The 17,600-nt window shown below is 59.8% G+C and carries 18 protein-coding genes; 10 read left to right on the top strand and 8 right to left on the bottom strand.

All coding sequences use genetic code 11. The features are described 5' to 3' along the window. The first annotated feature begins 244 nt into the window (after window positions 1-244). A complete protein-coding gene (gene pcsA / locus JFT81_RS08950; RefSeq protein ID WP_201227124.1) occupies window positions 245-967 on the top strand; it encodes a phosphatidylcholine synthase in 723 nt (240 codons plus the stop codon). 127 nt (window positions 968-1,094) lie between these two features. On the opposite strand, the gene JFT81_RS08955 is transcribed toward pcsA, so the two are convergent. Continuing rightward, window positions 1,095-1,907: a class I SAM-dependent methyltransferase gene (locus JFT81_RS08955; protein ID WP_201227003.1), complete on the bottom strand. Its 813-nt coding sequence runs from the start codon at window positions 1,905-1,907 to the stop codon at window positions 1,095-1,097. 226 nt (window positions 1,908-2,133) lie between these two features. On the opposite strand from JFT81_RS08955, the gene JFT81_RS08960 reads away from it, so the two are divergent. The 3 genes from JFT81_RS08960 to JFT81_RS08970 all read left to right on the top strand — a co-directional run bounded on the left by JFT81_RS08960 (window position 2,134) and on the right by JFT81_RS08970 (window position 4,974). After that, a complete protein-coding gene (locus JFT81_RS08960; RefSeq protein ID WP_201227004.1) occupies window positions 2,134-2,595 on the top strand; it encodes a GNAT family N-acetyltransferase in 462 nt (153 codons plus the stop codon). A 300-nt stretch (window positions 2,596-2,895) separates the two neighbouring features. Next, complete coding sequence (locus tag JFT81_RS08965; RefSeq protein WP_201227005.1) at window positions 2,896-3,942, top strand: class I SAM-dependent methyltransferase; 1,047 nt, start codon at window positions 2,896-2,898, stop codon at window positions 3,940-3,942. A 189-nt stretch (window positions 3,943-4,131) separates the two neighbouring features. Then, window positions 4,132-4,974, top strand: coding sequence for an NAD-dependent protein deacetylase (locus JFT81_RS08970; RefSeq protein ID WP_201227006.1), 843 nt, complete (start codon window positions 4,132-4,134; stop codon window positions 4,972-4,974). Window positions 4,975-5,024: 50 nt separating this feature from the next. Here the strand turns inward: JFT81_RS08970 and JFT81_RS08975 are convergent, their stop codons facing one another. Next, a complete protein-coding gene (locus JFT81_RS08975; RefSeq protein WP_201227007.1) occupies window positions 5,025-5,900 on the bottom strand; it encodes a LysR family transcriptional regulator in 876 nt (291 codons plus the stop codon). A 245-nt stretch (window positions 5,901-6,145) separates the two neighbouring features. On the opposite strand from JFT81_RS08975, the gene JFT81_RS08980 reads away from it, so the two are divergent. From JFT81_RS08980 to JFT81_RS08990, 3 genes are read left to right on the top strand one after another with little or no spacing between them, the layout of a single operon-like run. Beyond that, complete coding sequence (locus tag JFT81_RS08980; RefSeq protein WP_103306907.1) at window positions 6,146-6,844, top strand: CoA transferase subunit A; 699 nt, start codon at window positions 6,146-6,148, stop codon at window positions 6,842-6,844. A gap of 24 nt (window positions 6,845-6,868) precedes the next feature. Continuing rightward, window positions 6,869-7,534, top strand: coding sequence for a CoA transferase subunit B (locus JFT81_RS08985; RefSeq protein WP_201227008.1), 666 nt, complete (start codon window positions 6,869-6,871; stop codon window positions 7,532-7,534). Between the two features lie 11 nt (window positions 7,535-7,545). After that, window positions 7,546-8,727 (top strand): acetyl-CoA C-acetyltransferase, encoded by a 1,182-nt coding sequence (locus tag JFT81_RS08990; RefSeq protein ID WP_201227009.1) that lies wholly within the window; start codon window positions 7,546-7,548, stop codon window positions 8,725-8,727. A gap of 192 nt (window positions 8,728-8,919) precedes the next feature. Here the strand turns inward: JFT81_RS08990 and JFT81_RS08995 are convergent, their stop codons facing one another. Together JFT81_RS08995 and JFT81_RS09000 are read right to left on the bottom strand one after the other, a co-directional pair. Beyond that, complete coding sequence (locus JFT81_RS08995; RefSeq protein ID WP_201227010.1) at window positions 8,920-10,239, bottom strand: Nramp family divalent metal transporter; 1,320 nt, start codon at window positions 10,237-10,239, stop codon at window positions 8,920-8,922. A gap of 81 nt (window positions 10,240-10,320) precedes the next feature. Continuing rightward, window positions 10,321-10,857, bottom strand: a complete 537-nt coding sequence (locus JFT81_RS09000; RefSeq protein WP_201227011.1) for a chalcone isomerase family protein — start codon at window positions 10,855-10,857, stop codon at window positions 10,321-10,323. 147 nt (window positions 10,858-11,004) lie between these two features. On the opposite strand from JFT81_RS09000, the gene JFT81_RS09005 reads away from it, so the two are divergent. Both JFT81_RS09005 and JFT81_RS09010 read left to right on the top strand, forming a co-directional pair. After that, window positions 11,005-11,787, top strand: coding sequence for a hypothetical protein (locus tag JFT81_RS09005; RefSeq protein ID WP_201227012.1), 783 nt, complete (start codon window positions 11,005-11,007; stop codon window positions 11,785-11,787). Between the two features lie 449 nt (window positions 11,788-12,236). Continuing rightward, window positions 12,237-12,800, top strand: coding sequence for a hypothetical protein (locus JFT81_RS09010; protein WP_201227013.1), 564 nt, complete (start codon window positions 12,237-12,239; stop codon window positions 12,798-12,800). On the opposite strand, the gene JFT81_RS09015 is transcribed toward JFT81_RS09010, so the two are convergent. The 4 genes from JFT81_RS09015 to JFT81_RS09030 all read right to left on the bottom strand — a co-directional run bounded on the left by JFT81_RS09015 (window position 12,790) and on the right by JFT81_RS09030 (window position 16,519). Further along, window positions 12,790-13,506: a prolyl oligopeptidase family serine peptidase gene (locus JFT81_RS09015; protein ID WP_201227014.1), complete on the bottom strand. Its 717-nt coding sequence runs from the start codon at window positions 13,504-13,506 to the stop codon at window positions 12,790-12,792. The genes JFT81_RS09010 and JFT81_RS09015 overlap by 11 nt on opposite strands. A 168-nt stretch (window positions 13,507-13,674) precedes the next feature. Beyond that, on the bottom strand, window positions 13,675-14,787 hold the full coding sequence (locus JFT81_RS09020; protein ID WP_201227015.1) for a succinylglutamate desuccinylase/aspartoacylase family protein: 1,113 nt from the start codon (window positions 14,785-14,787) through the stop codon (window positions 13,675-13,677). Between the two features lie 199 nt (window positions 14,788-14,986). Further along, on the bottom strand, window positions 14,987-15,766 hold the full coding sequence (locus JFT81_RS09025; RefSeq protein ID WP_201227016.1) for an ABC transporter substrate-binding protein: 780 nt from the start codon (window positions 15,764-15,766) through the stop codon (window positions 14,987-14,989). 324 nt (window positions 15,767-16,090) lie between these two features. After that, window positions 16,091-16,519, bottom strand: coding sequence for a rhodanese-like domain-containing protein (locus tag JFT81_RS09030; protein ID WP_201227017.1), 429 nt, complete (start codon window positions 16,517-16,519; stop codon window positions 16,091-16,093). A gap of 100 nt (window positions 16,520-16,619) precedes the next feature. Between JFT81_RS09030 and ftrA the strand changes: the two genes are divergently transcribed. Continuing rightward, window positions 16,620-17,594, top strand: coding sequence for a transcriptional regulator FtrA (gene ftrA, locus JFT81_RS09035; protein WP_201227018.1), 975 nt, complete (start codon window positions 16,620-16,622; stop codon window positions 17,592-17,594). Window positions 17,595-17,600: the final 6 nt, after the last annotated feature.

Below are 17,600 nucleotides of genomic sequence, written 5' to 3' on the forward strand. Positions count from 1 at the left end.
GCATAGGCAGTGACTGCGTCTGGCAACGATAGACCCCAACAGCCATTGCGCCAGCACCGTTTGGCCGACACTCGAGACCAAGGCGAGTCGGGCCGGGATTTTTTTCGCCGGGCAGCTAAGATTCATGGTGGGTGAACCTTATCCCGGCCAGACCGGTCGATAGCTGCAACCCCGACCCGGTTTGCCGGCGCCCTTACCCATAAGGACGATAACCGGCATGCATCACTTTCTGGAGAACGCCCCTGTGATATCGACCGTACACATCGCCAGGCTCAAAGCATGGGGCGCCCATGGTTTTACCGCGACCGGCGTGGTCACCGCTTTCCTTGCCACCCTCGCCCTGCTGGAAAACCAGCCGACCCATTGCCTGATGTGGCTGGGTGTGGCCCTGATCGTTGACGGCCTCGACGGCGCACTGGCGCGCAAGGTCAATGTGCAATCGGTGCTGCCGAGTTTCGACGGCTCGATCCTCGATCTGGTGATCGATTACCTGACATACGTGTTCATTCCGGCCCTGTTCATCTATCGCTACATTCCGTTGCCCGACTACACGCTGTTGCTGACCGTGTCGCTGATTCTGGTGTCGTCGCTGTTCTGCTTCTGCAACGTCAACATGAAGAGCAAGGACAACTACTTTGTCGGTTTCCCTGCCGCGTGGAACGTGGTCGCGCTGTGCCTGTACATCATCGGGCCGGGGCCGTGGATCACCTTTCTGACCGTGATTGGCCTGGCGCTACTGACCGTGACGCGAATGAAATTTCTGCATCCGTTCCGCGTACGCCGCTTTATGCCGATCAACATTGCCGTGACGGCAGTCTGGCTGCTGTGCAGTTTGTCGCTGGTGCTCAATCATCCGGTGATCAACCCGTTGGTGATGGGGTTGTGGCTGCTGATGTCGGCGTACTTCCTCGGCATCTGCATCTGGCGCACGGCGCTGGAGTGGTTTGATAAATCACCATCGAAATAACCCTTTCTCTGTAGGAGTGAGCCTGCTCGCGAAAGCGTAAGACCAGTCGACAACGATGCTGAATGTAAAACCGCTTTCGCGAGCAGGCTCACTCCTACAGGGGATCTCTACTGATTCTAGATTCAGATCAGCGCTTGGTAATCACCACCTCCAGATACTCGCTCGGCACCACCAGCGAGCCCTCGCCCGCACGATTCATCTTGTTCAACAGTTCCGCCAGATCACTTTCCAACGCTAGCCCACTTTCCGGCGGGAGTGCCGCGAACGCCTTGTGCACCGGCCCATACCAATGCCGAAAAATGTCGATGAAGTGTGCCGCCGAGCGGTAACGAAAGTTGAAGGTGCGGCGGGTGACTTGCAGCAGAAAATCGCGCTCGTCGAAATGGGTGTGCAACCAGGCTTCCATGCCCCAGTTCGAGGGTGGCTGGGCACTGGCGGGAGGCGGCAGATGTCGGCCGAGGACCTTGAACATCTGGCCGACAAAGCCTTCCGGCGTCCAGTTGGCCAGACCAATGCGTCCACCACGCCGACAGACCCGCGCCAGTTCGGCAGCCGCCTGCGCCTGATCCGGCGCAAACATCACACCGAAAGTCGAAAGCACCGCGTCAAAACTATCGTCTTCGAACGGCAGCGCTTCGGCATCGGCGACCTGGAATGTGACATCCAGATGCTCCGCCCGAGCCCGATCCTGCCCGCGCTCCAACAGCGCCGCAACGTAGTCGGTGGACATCACCAGACAACCACGTCGCGCGGCCGCCAATGTCGCATTGCCGTTGCCGGCGGCGACATCCAGCACTTGTTCATCGCAGCGCAAGTCGCAGGCTTCGGCGAGGTTTTCACCGACAATTTGCAATGTGGTGCCAATCACCGCGTAATCGCCGCTGGCCCAGGCGACTTTCTGGCGTTCTTTCAGGGCCGTCAGATCAATCGGGGTACTCATGGCTTCGAGCTCCGCTTCATATCGGTAACAGGTCGACAGCGCCCTGCTCGCCCACTATCGCGCCGAGCCTGACCTGCGTCTTTGCCAATCGTCCGCCAAGCCCGCAAAACCGCGTGTTGGCCGATGAGTGGCAGGAATTTGTAAAGCCGCCGCAACACCCTCGGGATTGCCAGTCGCCCGGGAATGATTTTTCATGTCGGCAACGCCATCCGAACGGACTCTCCCAATGACTTTGCACCTCGACTGGCTCGCGCAGCACATGCAGCACAGCGACACTTACGCCGAATGGATTCATCGGCAGTTTCACTACGAATACGCGCACCAGCCACTGACCGAGTGGCAAGCGGAATTCGCCCAAGGCCAAAGCAACGGCAATTGGTCGTGCCTGATCGCTCTGAACGATGGGCATCTGCTTGGCGGTGCCGCGCTAGCCCGCGACGATCTGGCGCATCGACCCGATCTCGGCCCTTGGCTGGCCTGTGTATTTGTCAGCCCCGAGGCTCGCGGCCAGGGTCTGGCGGAGCGCTTGATCGACGGGGTTTGCCAGCAAGCGAAAAGCCATGGTCTGGCGCACCTGTATCTGCACACGCAGAACAAACAGGACTACTACGCCAAACGCGGCTGGAGGGTCGTGGAGCGGTTTCACGCCTGGGACAACGAACACACGCTGATGGTGCGTGACTTGTGAGCCTTGATTGCAAAGCACTGCTTAGCGTGCAAAGGCATAAGAAACCGTCTATTCATACCTGTCATATCTGACAGTATCGAGCGCCCTCGTTGCTTCGTAGACTGATGGCCCTGCACCCTGAACGGGAGATCAACGCTTCGGGCAACTAAACTGATTGATTAGCCTGATACAAAAGGGCAAAACCGAACGATGGAAAGCAGGACGCAGTCATCGCTCAAACCCGCGTCGATCGCACCCCAGAGGTGCAATGCCTGGGATCAGCAAGACCTCTGGATCGTGATCCAGTACAGGAGCAGCATCATGGACGAACTCAGACTCGATCAATTCATGGGCAAACTCGTCAACGACATGGGTGGCGCAGCGATGCTCGCCAACGTCATCGTCGGCGAAGAACTCGGGCTGTACCGGGCGATGGCCGACAGCCAACTGATCAGCCCCGAAAGCCTCGCCGAAAAAACCACCTGCAACCCGCGACTGGTACGTGAATGGCTCAGCGCTCATGCGGCGTCCGGCTACATGGAACATTCAGAGGGCCAGTTCCGTCTGCCGGAAGAACAGGCTTTAGCATTGGCCATCGAGGACTCACCGGTTTACGTCGCGGGCGGCCTCGGGGTGGTGGCGTCGTTTTTCCACGACAAGGACAAACTGGTCAAAGCCATGCGCGGCAATGGCGCCCTGCCCTGGGGCGATCATCATCCATGCATGTTCAGCGGTACCGAACGGTTCTTCCGCCCCGGCTACAAGGGCCATTTGATTGCCGAATGGCTGCCGGCGCTCGAAGGTGTGACGGCCAAACTTGAATCCGGGGCAAAAGTGGCAGACATCGGCTGCGGACACGGTGCGTCGACGGTGATCATGGCTCAGGCTTTTCCCAACTCGCGGTTTGTCGGATTCGATTACCACGCACCGTCGATCACCATCGCCACACAGCGTGCTGAAGAAGGAAAAGTCAGCAACCGCGTGCGGTTCTTCCAGGGCACGGCGAAAAGCTATCCCGGCGATGATTATGACCTGATCTGCTATTTCGACTGTCTGCACGATATGGGCGATCCGGTCGGTGCGGCCCGCCATGCGTTCGAGTCGCTGAAGGATGACGGGACGGTGTTGCTGGTCGAGCCGTTTGCCAATGATTCACTCGACGACAACATCACACCGGTCGGACGGTTGTTTTACGCGGCCTCGACGTTCATTTGCTCGCCGAATTCGCTGCTCCAGGAAGTCGGCCTTGGACTGGGTGCTCAGGCGGGCGAGGCGCGGCTGCGCAAGGTTTTCACTGATGCAGGTTTTAGCCAGTTTCGTCGGGCGACGCAAACTCCATTCAACCTCATTCTGGAGGCACGCAAGTAACCACTGATGTGTGAAAGCCATTGGGTGAAAAAGTTTTTGTGGCGAGGGAGCTTGCTCCCGCTGGGGCGCGAAGCGGCCCTTCTTGATAATCAAGCATGGGACTGCTGCGCAGTCCAGCGGGAGCAAGCTCCCTCGCCACAGAGGTAGTGCTAATCTGCGAAGCATCCATGTCCTCTTCGGAGCACTGCCATGCTCGACAGCGCGATCCACGACCACCTCGACATGCTGTTGCAAGCGATGGCCAATGACGATTTTCTGGTGCTGACCGGCGCCGGCATCAGCACGCCTTCTGGCATTCCTGATTACCGCGACAGCGAAGGAGTGCGCCGTGGCCGTCAGCCGATGATGTATCAGGAATTCCTCGCCGCTCCCGAATCACGCCGCCGTTATTGGGCGCGGGCGATGCTCGGTTGGCCGCGAGTGCGCCAGGCGCAGCCGAATGCGGCGCATGAGGCATTGGCGAGTCTGCAGAGTCACGGGCGGATCAGCGGGCTGATCACGCAGAACGTCGACACCCTGCACGATCAGGCCGGTAGCCAGGATGTGATCGAACTGCATGGCAGCCTGCATCGAGTGTTGTGCCTGGATTGCGGTCAGCGCAGCGAGCGGAATGCGATTCAGCAGTTGATGGAGTCGCAAAATCCGTATCTGGCCGGGGTCGATGCGGTGCAGGCGCCGGATGGCGACACGCTGCTTGATCCGGCATTCGAAGCTCGGTTTCAAACGCCGCGCTGCCCGCATTGCGATGGCGAGCGGATGAAACCGGACGTGGTATTTTTCGGTGAAAACGTGGCTCAGCCCACAGCGGCGCGGGCGATGGCGGCGGCCGAGAATGCCGGAGGGTTGCTGGTGATCGGGTCTTCGTTGATGGCCTACTCGGCGTTTCGCTTGTGCCGGGTGATTGCGGATAGAGGCAAACCGTTGATGGCGATCAACCTGGGCAAGACCCGGGCAGATGATTTGCTGGATCTGAAAATCGAAGCCTCCTGCGAACACTTGTTGCCCCTACTGACCCAACACCTGCCCCCCTGACCACACAAATCCATGTAGGAACTGCCGCAGGCTCCTACAGGGATCAGTATTCAGTGTTCGGCCTTGAGGATGTCGAACAACGCCTGCGCCGCCGCCGACAGTTCATTGCCCGGCTCGGTCAACACGCCGATTGCCCGCTCCACCGAATCATTCAGCGTCAGGCAGCGCGCGCCCAACTCCTGCATCTGTTCGGCGCACAGTGCCGGCACCGCGCTCACCCCCAGTCCACTGGCAACCATCCGCCCGACCGTTGCCAATTGATGACTTTCAAATTCCACCGGCAACTTCATGCCCCGCGCGTGCAAATGCTCTTCAAGCATCACCCGTACAGTCGAGGGCCGCTGCAACGTGATAAACGGCTCCTGCAACAGTGTCTGCCAGTCGATCTCGGTGCGTGCGGCCAGCGGCGAATCCTGCGGCACCACCGCGACGAAGCGATCCATATAAAGCGCTGTAAACGTCATCGAAGTGTTCTGCATTGGCTCAAACGCTACGCCCAGTTCCACCTGGCGGTCGCGAACCATCTCTAGCACTTGCTCGTTGATCACGTCGTTGACCGTGACGCTGACGTTCGGATAGCGCGCCCGGAAGGTCTTGAGGATCGGCGGCAACAGGTTGCCGGCAAACGACGGCATCGCCGCCAGCGTCACCCGCCCGCGTTGCAGGCTGAAGCGCTGACGCATTTCATCTTCGGCGTTGTCCCAGTCGGCGATCAGACGCCGGGCCAGCGGCAACAGCGATTCACCTTCCGGGGTCAGCGCGACATTGCGCGTGTTGCGGCTGAACAGGCGCCCGCCCAAGCCCTCCTCCAAAGCCTTGATGGTCAGACTGAGCGCCGATTGCGACAGGTGCAGGCGCTCGCCGGCCACGGCGAAGCTGAGGCTTTGGGCGACGGCGAGAAAGGCACGGATTTGTTTGATGGTCATGGGCGTCAGGCGACCTTAATGTAGGAGCTGCCGCAGGCTGCGAGCTTTTGACTTTTATCTTAAAAAAACAACATCAAAAGATCGCAGCCTGCGGCAGCTCCTACAGGGGCTAGGTGAATGGGAGAGATATTGTTGAGATTTATCTATCAATCAACCTTAAAAATCAACTTAACAAATATATCGTCCAGCGCGACACTCCAGTCATTCGGCTAGCCAGCCGCCCGCAAATAATAAAAGAGGTGCATATGGCAGGTTTCGACAAGCGCGTGAGTTCCTACGAGGAAGCCCTCGCCGGGCTTGAGGACGGCATGACCGTCATCGCCGGTGGCTTCGGTCTGTGCGGCATTCCGGAAAACCTGATCGCCGAAATCAAGCGCAAGGGCACCCGCGACCTCACCGTGGTTTCCAACAACTGCGGCGTTGACGGTTTTGGCCTCGGTGTACTGCTCACCGACCGCCAGATCAGCAAAGTGATTGCCTCCTACGTCGGCGAAAACAAGCTGTTCGAAGAGCAACTGCTCAAAGGCGAAATCGAAGTCATCCTGACCCCGCAAGGTACTCTCGCCGAAAAAATGCGCGCAGGCGGCGCCGGCATTCCGGCCTTTTTCACCGCTACTGGCGTCGGTACACCTGTCGCCGAAGGCAAGGAAGTGCGTGAGTTCAAGGGTCGCAAGTACCTGATGGAAGAATCCATCACCGGCGACTTCGCCATCGTCAAAGGCTGGAAAGCCGACCATTTCGGTAACGTCATCTACCGCCACACCGCGCAGAACTTCAACCCGCTGGCCGCCACCGCGGGCAAGATCACTGTGGTTGAAGTCGAAGAAATCGTCGAACCCGGCGAACTGGACCCATCGCAGATCCACACCCCGGGCATCTACGTCGATCGGGTCATTTGCGGCACGTTCGAAAAACGCATCGAACAGCGCACCATCCGCAAATAATTCAGGCTGACGGAGAATAACAACATGGCACTTACCCGCGAACAAATGGCTCAGCGCGTCGCCCGCGAAATGCAGGACGGCTTCTACGTGAACCTCGGTATCGGCATTCCGACCCTGGTCGCCAACTACATTCCTGAAGGCATGGAAGTCATGCTGCAATCGGAAAACGGCCTGCTCGGCATGGGGCCCTTTCCGACTGAAGAAACCATCGATGCCGACATGATCAACGCCGGCAAACAGACCGTGACCGCACGCGTCGGCGCATCGATTTTCAACTCCGCCGAATCCTTCGCGATGATCCGCGGAGGCCATGTCGACCTGACTGTGCTGGGCGCGTTCGAAGTCGACGTCGAAGGCAACATCGCCTCGTGGATGATTCCCGGCAAACTGGTCAAGGGCATGGGCGGTGCGATGGACCTGGTGGCTGGCGCCGATAACATCATCGTCATCATGACCCACGCGTCCAAGGACGGTGAGTCGAAGCTGTTATCCAAATGCAGCCTGCCGTTGACTGGCGCCGGCTGCATCAAGCGTGTGCTGACCGACCTTGCCTACCTGGAAATCGAAAATGGCGCTTTTGTCCTCAAGGAACGCGCACCTGGCGTCAGCGTCGAGGAAATCGTCGCAAAAACCGCTGGTAAAATGATCGTCCCGGATCACGTACCGGAAATGCAGTTCGCTGCCCAGTGAGGAATTCGAAAATGCAAGACGTCGTAATTGTTGCCGCCACGCGTACCGCGATCGGCAGTTTCCAGGGGGCGCTGGCCAGCGTTTCCGCCGTGGATCTGGGCGCAGCGGTCATTCGCCAGTTGCTTGAGCAGACGGGTCTGGACGGTGCCCAGGTCGATGAAGTGATCATGGGCCAGGTGCTGACCGCCGGTGCCGGCCAGAACCCGGCGCGTCAGGCTGCGATCAAGGCTGGCCTGCCTCACGCCGTGCCAGCCATGACCCTGAACAAGGTGTGTGGCTCGGGCCTCAAAGCCTTGCACCTCGGCGCGCAAGCGATCCGTTGCGGCGACGCTGATGTGATCATCGCCGGCGGTCAGGAAAACATGAGCCTGTCCAACTATGTCATGCCGGGCGCACGTACCGGTCTGCGCATGGGCCATGCACAAATCGTCGACACCATGATCAGCGATGGTCTGTGGGATGCGTTCAACGATTACCACATGGGTATCACCGCCGAGAATCTGGTCGAGAAATACGACATCAGCCGTGAGCAGCAAGATGCCTTCGCTGCCGCGTCGCAGCAGAAAGCCGCCGCCGCCATCGAGGCCGGGCGTTTTGTCGATGAAATCACCCCGATCCTGATCCCGCAGCGCAAAGGCGATCCGGTTGCGTTCAAGGTCGACGAACAGCCGCGTGGTGCCACCACCGCCGAATCCCTGGCGAAACTGCGTCCGGCATTCAAGAAGGACGGCAGCGTCACCGCTGGCAACGCTTCGTCGCTGAACGACGGTGCCGCCGCCGTGATTCTGATGAGTGCCGAAAAAGCCAAAGCGCTTGGTCTGCCAGAGCTGGCAAAAATCGCCGCTTATGCCAATGCTGGCGTCGACCCGGCGATCATGGGCATCGGTCCGGTATCGGCGACCCGCCGCTGCCTGCACAAGGCCGGCTGGGAAATCGACCAACTCGACCTGATCGAGGCCAACGAAGCCTTCGCGGCACAATCGCTGGCAGTGGCCAAGGATCTGCAATGGGATCTGAGCAAGGTCAACGTCAACGGCGGCGCCATTGCGCTGGGCCATCCGATCGGTGCGTCGGGTTGCCGCGTGCTGGTGACGCTGCTGCATGAAATGATCAAGCGAGATGCGAAGAAGGGTCTGGCGACCCTGTGCATCGGTGGCGGCCAGGGTGTAGCGCTGGCGCTGGAGCGCGCGTAAGCAAAAAGAGCAATACAGGCGGCGGGCGGATCCACGACATCCGCTCGCTGTCTGGTTTCATCGCTTTTGTGGCGAGGGGATTTATCCCCGATGGGTTGCGCAGCAGCCCAGAAATGTCGACTCGACACAGATTTTTGCCAGCGCTTCGCACTGGAACGGGGATAAATCCCCTCGCCACGGGAGCTTTGAAAATCACCCAGCCAATTGCAGGATCAACCAGGCATTCGCCCCGCTGATCACCACAAACAACCCCCACGCCAACACCCGCGTCGGCAGCCGATTCACAAACGGCCCCATCAGCTGTTTGTCATTGGTCATGCGAATCAGCGGATACAGCGCAAACGGCAGTTGCAGACTCAGCACCACCTGACTCAACACCAGCAACTTGCCCACCGCGTTGTCACCCATCAGCCACACGCCGATAAACGCCGGAATCAGCGCCAGCCCACGGGTAATCAAGCGCCGTTGCCAGCACGGTATCCGCAGGTTCAGATAGCCCTCCATGATCACCTGACCGGCGATAGTGCCGGTGAAAGTCGAGCTCTGTCCCGAGGCCAGCAACGCCACCCCGAACAGCACACTTGCCAGCGCGCCGCCGACCAGCGGGTCGAGCAAGTGATAAGCGTCCTGAATGTCCACCACATCAGTGTGCCCCGACTGATGGAACGCGGCGGCCGCGAGAATCAGAATCGCCGCATTGACCAGCAACGCCAGCGCCAATGATCCGATGGTGTCGATGCGCGCCAGCTTCACTGCGTCCTGTTTGCTCGCCAGATCCTTGCCGATCATCCGCGTCTGCACGATTGAAGTGTGCAGGTAAAGGTTATGCGGCATCACCGTCGCACCGAGGATGCCAATGGCCAGGTATAACGGCGCGGCATCGCTGATCGCCGACAACGAGGGTTTGAAACCTTGGAAAACATCAGGCCAGTACGGTTTGATCAGTACCAGTTCAACGAAGAAACACACGCCGATGGTCGCGACGAGCACCAACATGATCGCTTCCAGTCGACGGAAACCGCGATTCTGCAAGGCCAGCACCAACAGTGTGTCGAACGCCGTCAGGGCAATGCCGAAGGTCAGCGAACAACCGAGCAACAGGTGGAACGCCAACGCGCAGCCGAGCACTTCGGCGAGGTCGGTGGCGATGATCGAGATCTCCGCCAGCACCCATTGCAGCCGCGCGGTCGGCGTGCTGTAGCGCTCGCGGGAGAGTTGCGCCAGATCGCGCCCGGTGGCGATGCCCAAACGCGAGCACAGGCACTGCACAACCATGCCCGCCAGACTCGCCAGCAACACCACGAACAACAAGCTGTAACCAAACCGCGAACCGGCCTCGATCGCCGTCGCCCAGTTGCCAGGATCCATGTAGCCGATCGACACCAGCAAACCGGGACCGGCGAAACGCAGCACACGTTTGAAGAAAGAGGCGTTGGGATCGACCGCGACACTGCCGGCCACTTCCGGCGGACAAAACGGCGCGGTGGCGATTTTGGGCACACTGAATTTCACGAACACATCCAGAAACAAGTCGGAAAAACGCAGCTTAGACGTTTAAGCCATAACCTTGAAGATCAAACGAACTTTTGATTTCTATCGACTCACACCCAACAATTGCTCGCGCAGTTCGGGACTGCGCGTGCGCGGATCCAGCCAGATATCGAAAAACGCCCGAGCAAACTGCGGATCATCAATTTCATGCTGCAACTGCTGCCCGACAAAAAACCGCGCGCCCTGCCCCGGCAGATACACTCCGGTGATCCGAGTGCCGGCCTGCACATCGACGAACGATTGCTGCATCTGGTTCTGCCAACCAGCCAGTTGCGCCGGGCTGACTTTAGTCCCGGCCAGACGTTTGATTTCATCGACGCTGGCCTTGACCAGATCATCGCGGGAGATCGTGCGGCGGTAGATCAACTCCAGCGCAAAGGGCTGGCCGTCCGCCAGTGGCCGCGCGGCACTCCATAAACGCGCGTTGTACACATCAAAACCCCAAACGCTGAAATCGCCCGTGCCAATAATTTGCGCACCGGGCACCGCGTCCTGCCAATTGGCCCAGGTCGGCGTCAACAACAAGGCCCACAAGCCGATGCCACAACATCCACGCAACACTTTGGGAGTTCTGTTCATCGCCGCGTCAACTCCGAGCAAGTCTGGATAATCAGAGCATAGCGCGGATCGCAGCGACTAATTTGTATACAAAAATTGCACACACATGCAGCAATCGCTTATCGGCGGTGCTAACGTGAGCGCCTCTCACCCGACGGAGACACCTGCGTGCTGATCCTCAAACTGCTGCTGATTCCCGGTTTTCTGCTGCTGATTTCCCTCGCGGGCAAACGCTGGGGGCCGAGCGTGGCCGGTTGGTTGTCGGGGTTGCCGGTGGTGGTCGGGCCGATCCTGTTTTTCCTCGCCATCGAACAAGGGCCGCTGTTTGCCGCGCAATCGGCGGTGGCTGCGTTGTCGGCGATGTTCGCGATGATTGCGTTCTGTATCACCTACGCGCAGGTCGCGCAGCGCGCCAACTGGCCGTGGGCGCTGGCGATCTCACTGGCGGTGTGGGCTGCGCTTGCGTCGGTGTTGTCGGTGATTGCGCCGTCGCTGCCGTTCTCTGTGGTCGCGGCGGCGATTGCTTTGCTCGCCTCGCCGTACTTGTTTCCCGACGTGCAACCGGTGCTGAACAGCACGGCGCCGAAGTCGGACAAACTGATCTGGCGGATGATCGCCGGCGCGGCGCTGACGCTGGTGGTGACGATGCTCGCCAGCACTGTCGGTGAACGCTGGAGCGGACTGCTCGCGGTGTTCCCGGTACTCGGCAGTGTCATGGCGGTGTTTTCCCAGCAGACGCGCGGGCCTGAATTTACCGCCGTACTGTTACGCGCGACGGCGACGGGCATGTATTCGTTTTCGGCGTTCTGCCTGGTGTCGGCGCTGACATTGCCGAGCATGGGTTTGGGTGGGTTTGCGGTGGGTGTCGCGGTTTCAGTGGCGATGCTAGGAGTCACCCGTAAGCTGTTGGCCAAGCCTCCTCCCTCTAAAACGCCCCAACCTCAACGTTGAAACTGTCCCCTGTGGTGAGGGGATTTATCCTCTGTGGCGAGGGGATTTATCCCCGTTGGCGTGCGCAGCGCGCCCATCTTTTTTACGACTGCTGCGCAGCCGAACGGGGATAAATCCCCTCACCACAAGGTGCACAACCGACCTCAGAAGGTGGTCACCCGTAAGCTGCTGGCCAAGCCTCCCCCCTCCAAAACACCCCAACCTCAACGTTGAAACTGTCCCCCGTGGCGAGGGGATTTATCCTCTGTGGCGAGGGGATTTATCCCCGTTGGCGTGCGCAGCGCGCCCATCTTTTTTACGACTGCTGCGCAGCCGAACGGGGATAAATCCCCTCACCACAAGATTAATGACCGACCCCAGAAGGTGGGTTCAGACGAGCCGGGCTGGAGTGGCAACGCGCCGCATGGGATGATCGGCCGCCTAAACGCGTCCATTCCTCGGAGATTCGAATGTCATTGTTGAGCAAGAAAGCCGTCGTCCTGCTGCTGGCGGCCATCGCCGGTCTCGGCGCCATCAACGCTCAGGCGGCCAAGGCCAAGGAAAAAGCCACGACCGAGAAAGTCTCGATGCTCGAAGGCAAATTTACCTTCGTCCTGCCCAAGGGTTTTGTCGCCGACCCGCTGCCGGCCGGCCCGACTGGCGCCAAGGGCACGATGTACACCAATCAGACCACTAAAACCGTGGTCATCGCCGCCGAGAACCTGATTCCTGAAGGCAACAACGTCAAGGACAACGACAGTGCGTTCCTCGACGGCACCGTGTCCGACTTCATCGACGCCCAGCGCAAAGCCCTGCCGGACTTCAACAAGCTCACCGAGAAAAGCCTGACCCAGAAAAGCACCGGTCTCGGCCTGCGCCAGGTCGATAGCACGGCCACCCAGGGCGGTGGTCAGACCCTCAACACCACGTTGATGGCCGGTTCCGGCACGCACATGGCGCTGGTTCAGGTGATTTCCCGGGTCAGCGACAAGGCCGGCCACGAGGCGCTGGTGAAAACCATCCTCAAGGATTGAGCTGCTGCAACCAGCCATTCAAATCGCGCAGTTCGGCCGCACTGATGCTGTGGCCGACGCGGGGATAAGCGTGGAATTGCGGCTTGTAATCGAGCTTTTGCAGTAACGCATTGGCCTCGGTGCCGTCGTGATACGGCACACGATCATCGGCCGTACCGTGGCCGATGAAGATGCTCAGTGGCAGCGGTTGCTGCTCCGCCTTCAACTCGGTTTTGAGCACCGGCAGCAAACGTCCGCTCAACGCCGCAATACCACCTACCGCTGCGGGCGGTCGCAGCCCCACTTCGTACGTCATCATCGCGCCTTGGCTGAAACCGATCAGGTACACCTTGTCCGGGCTGGCGTGATATTTCTTCGCCGCTTGCGCGACAAAGTCACGCAGCTTCTGGCCGCTGACCTTCAGATCATCGGTCTCACCGTTGTAGGCACCTTCGCCTTTCTTGCGGAACCATTGGTAGCGCCCTTCGCCCAACGATAACGGGGCCTGCACCGACAGGTAGTTGTACTGCGCCGGCAGCTGGAATTTCATGCCAATCAGATCGGCTTCGTTGCTGCCGTAGCCGTGCAGGAAAATCACCAACGGCCGCGGATTCGCGTCCGCGTGAACCTGCTCGATGTACTTCAGCGGCAGATCGCTTTGCAGCGAAGTTTGAGCCTGCACGGCGGTGGATGCCAGCAAGGTCAACAGAGCAAACGCCTTGAACATAAGCCTTCCTTAACAGAGTGTCGGGTTCGGGGGTGAGCCTAGCATTCTCAGGCAAGGATCCAAATGTGGCGGTGTTGCTGATGGCCTCTTCGCGAGCAAGCTCTGCTCCTGCAAGTTCGGTGTAGCTCTTGCAGGCGTAGAGCTTGCTCGCGATGAGGCCGAAGACTGTCAGTCGTTAGTCAGTTTCCCGGTGCGAAACGGGACCCGCCCCGCCACTTTTGCCTGCCAGATCCCCGGCTCGGTGTAGCGTCCGCGATCGATCGCAAACAGCACACCGCTGGTGCCAGCGCGCACGGTGCTGACGCGATCCTGCAGCGGGTCGACCACCTCGAACAGCGCATCGCCCTTCTCCACCCACTCACCGGCATTGCGCAGGAAGCTCACCACGCCGTGGTGCGGAGCAAACAGGTATTCGGTGCCTTCGAACGGCATGCCTTCACAGCACTCGCCTGGCGCGGCCGGCCATTCGCCGCTGATGAAACCCTGCTCGGCGAGAAAGCCCAGAATGGCTTCGCAATTGGCCTGTGCCTGATCGACGCGCGTGTCGCCCATGCTGCCCAGTTCCAGCGTGGTCGCCAGGTTGGCCGGCGGAATCGCCGCCGACGGGAAGGCCTGCGCCAGGCGCAGCCACGGTGTCGAACAGGATTCATCGAACGAGCTGCCACCGGAGTCTTCGCAGAGCAACGCGACGCCCGCTTGCAAACGTGCCGCCAGCGATTGCCATTGCGGCCAGTGTTGCGGCAGCGCATACAAGTGAATCGCGGCGTCAAAATCGCAGTGCAGATCGAGCGTGATGTCGGCGTCGCAGGCATGACGCAGCAGCAGACGATGCAGCGCCTCCAGTTGCGAGGCCGGGGCTGGCAAGTCTTCGAAAACCTGGAGCATCGTTTGGCGGATCAGCGCGACGTTGGCTTCGGCATCCGCGCCCAGGCGCTCACCCACCGACGCCGCCACCGGGGCGCTCAGTTCGACGAAAGCGCGATTGAAATTCTTGCCGCTGCCCAGCTCGAAGCGCCCCATGTGCGCGCCCTGCAGATGCTGATCGAGACCGATCGGGTTGGCCACCGGCACCAGCTCGATCACGCCATGCAAACGCCCCTGCTGCTCAAGTTCGTTCAGGCGCTGCTTGAGTTCCCACGCGGTGCGCATGCCCGGCAATTCATCGGCGTGCAGGCTGGCCTGGATGTAAACCTTGCGCGGCCCTGCGCCATAACGGAACACGCTCAGCGAGCGCTCACTGCCGAGATGACTCCATGGCAGGACATGATCAATGCGTTGCATGGGAAAACTCCTCAATAGCTGGATCACACAGATCCCCTGTAGGAGTGAGCCTGCTCGCGATAGCGGTTTTACATTCAGTACCGATGGCATCTGACACTCCGCTATCGCGAGCAGGCTCACTCCTACAAGGATCTCGTCACAATTAAAACGCAAAAAAAGTGGCCACCGCGTCAACGGGGCCACTTTTTTTTACGGCGTATTAATGGCCGTACACGTCAAAGTCGAAGTACTTGTCCTGCACTTGCTTGTACTTGCCGTTGGCGCGGATTTCGGTGATGGCTTTGTTGAATTGCTCGGCCAGCGCGGTATCGCCCTTGCGCACAGCAATGCCGGCGCCACCGCCGAAGTACTTGGCGTCTTCGTAGGTCGGGCCAACGAATTCGAAGCCTTTACCAGCGTCGGTTTTCAGGAAACCGTCGCTGAGGTTGACCGAGTCGGCCAGCATCGCGTCGATGCGCCCGGAGACCATGTCGAGGTTGGCTTCCTGCTGCGAGCCGTAACGCACCAGTTCGATCCCGGCCGGCACCAGCACTTCGGTCGCGTAGCGGTCATGGGTACTGGCGCGCAACACGCCGACTTTCTTGCCCTTGAGCTCGGTCAGCGGGTCTTTGACACCGGAACCGGCCTTCATCACGAAACGCGCGGGGGTGTGGTAGTACTTGATGGTGAAATCGACGTTCTTCTTGCGGTCGTCGGTGATGGTCATCGACGACAGGATCGCGTCGATCTTCTTCACTTTCAGCGCCGGGATCAGGCCATCGAATTCCTGCTCGACCCAGGTACATTTGACTTTCATCTGCTCACACAGCGCATCGCCGATATCCACATCGAAACCGGCGAGTTTGCCGTCAGGGGTTTTCATCGAGAATGGCGGGTAACCGGCTTCGATACCGATGCGAATCGGCTTGGCGTCTTCGGCCACAGCGGTCAGGGACAACATCGACAGTGCCAGGGCACCAAACATCACTAGCTTCTTCATTTATTACTCCTGTGTGCGGAGGCTTTTATTGGCAGCTTTCGATTCAGCGTTCGGTCATGGCCATTTAGCGGCAAATACCGAAGTGGCCGGCAGTCTATGGCGGCGCGCACAGGGTAAATTGTGTTGATGCGACAAATACTTACAGAAAATCGGCGAGCCGATTGACCGAGGTCAAAGGCTGCGCCGTCGTGGTGCAAAGGCTGTAGGACAAGCCCTCAAACAGCACAGAAATCCCCTGTAGGACGCTGCCGAAGGCTGCGATCTTTTGATCCTGATTCTAAAAAAATCAAAAGATCGCATCCTTCGGCAGCTCCTACACAGGCATTAGCATTCGCAGGCAATGGGGGTTTTGGCCGCTGTCGCCACGCTCAGTTGAAAGCCTTCATCCAGCCAACCGGTCACGCCGCCGATCATCTCTTTGACCGGGTAACCCTGCGCCGCCAATTTCACCGCAGCCTTGTTCGCGCCGTTGCAGTGCGGCCCGGCGCAATAGACCACGAACAGCGTGGTTTTCGGGTAGCTGGTCAGTTGCTCTGCCGTCAGAGACCGCGTCGGGATATTAATCGCGCCCGGCACGTGGCCGCGTTCGAAAGCCAGCGGCCCGCGCACGTCGACCAGGACAAAATCGACCTCACCGGCTTCTTGGCTACTGAAGACGTCGGAACAATCGGTTTCGAAGGTCAGACGATTGCTGAAATGCATCAAGGCGATGGCCGAAGGCGCGGCAGGAATTTCGCGAACCAGGCTGGTCATGGGTGTTGCTCCTACGTCGGTTGGGTATGAACAGACTTTATCCAGCCACGGTGAATCGCTACAGTGGCGCACAAGACACTCACCGGGAATTTTCCGCCAAATGCCGACATCACCAGGTCTGGTCGCGATTCTGGTCTACGACGGCCTCTGCACATTCGAGTTCGGCATTGCCGTGGAGATCTTCGGCCTGGCGCGGCCCGAATTCGATTTCCCGTGGTACGAGCACGCCATTGCCGCAGTCGACCCAGGCCCGATGCGCGCCTTGGGCGGGATTCAGGTGTTGGCCGATGGCGGGCTGGACCTGTTGGCCGAGGCCCGCACCATCATCATTCCCGGCTGGCGCGATCGAAATGCTGCAGTACCTGCTGCACTGATCGAAGCGCTACGGCAGGCCCACGCCCGAGGCGCGCGGCTGTTGTCGATCTGCTCCGGAGTCTTTGTGCTGGCCGCCAGTGGTTTGCTCGACGGGCATCGCGCCACGACGCACTGGCGATACACCACAGAACTGGCGCAGCGTTTTCCGGCCATCGAAGTCGACCCCGATGTGCTTTACGTCGACGCGGGTCAGTTGATTACCTCAGCGGGCAGCGCCGCCGGGATTGATGCGTGCCTGCATCTGGTGGCGCGAGACTTCGGTACGCAAGTGGCCAACGCCGTGGCACGGCGTCTGGTGATGTCGCCACAACGCACCGGTGGTCAGGCGCAGTTCATTCCGACGCCGGTCAGCCCGACACCGCGCAACGATCTGTCACGGGTCATGCAATGGGCCCGCGAGCGCCTGCATGAACCATTGGAAGTGCGTGATCTGGCCAGTGAAGCGGCGATGAGCGAGCGCACCTTTTTGCGGCGCTTTACCGAGGCCAATGGCCAATCACCCAAGACGTGGCTGCAACATGAGCGACTGGCACGGGCGCGGGAGTTGCTGGAGAGCACGGCGCACACGACCGAGCAGATAGCTCAACGCTGTGGGTACCGCTCGGTGGAGAGCTTTCGGGTAGCGTTTCGCACAGTGGTCGGGGTGCCGCCGTCGGTTTATCGCGAGCGGTTTGGGCGTGAGGTCAGTGCCGGGTCCTGAGGTTTC

This window comes from Pseudomonas sp. TH43, from assembly GCF_016650635.1.
Classification (GTDB): Bacteria; Pseudomonadota; Gammaproteobacteria; order Pseudomonadales; family Pseudomonadaceae; genus Aquipseudomonas.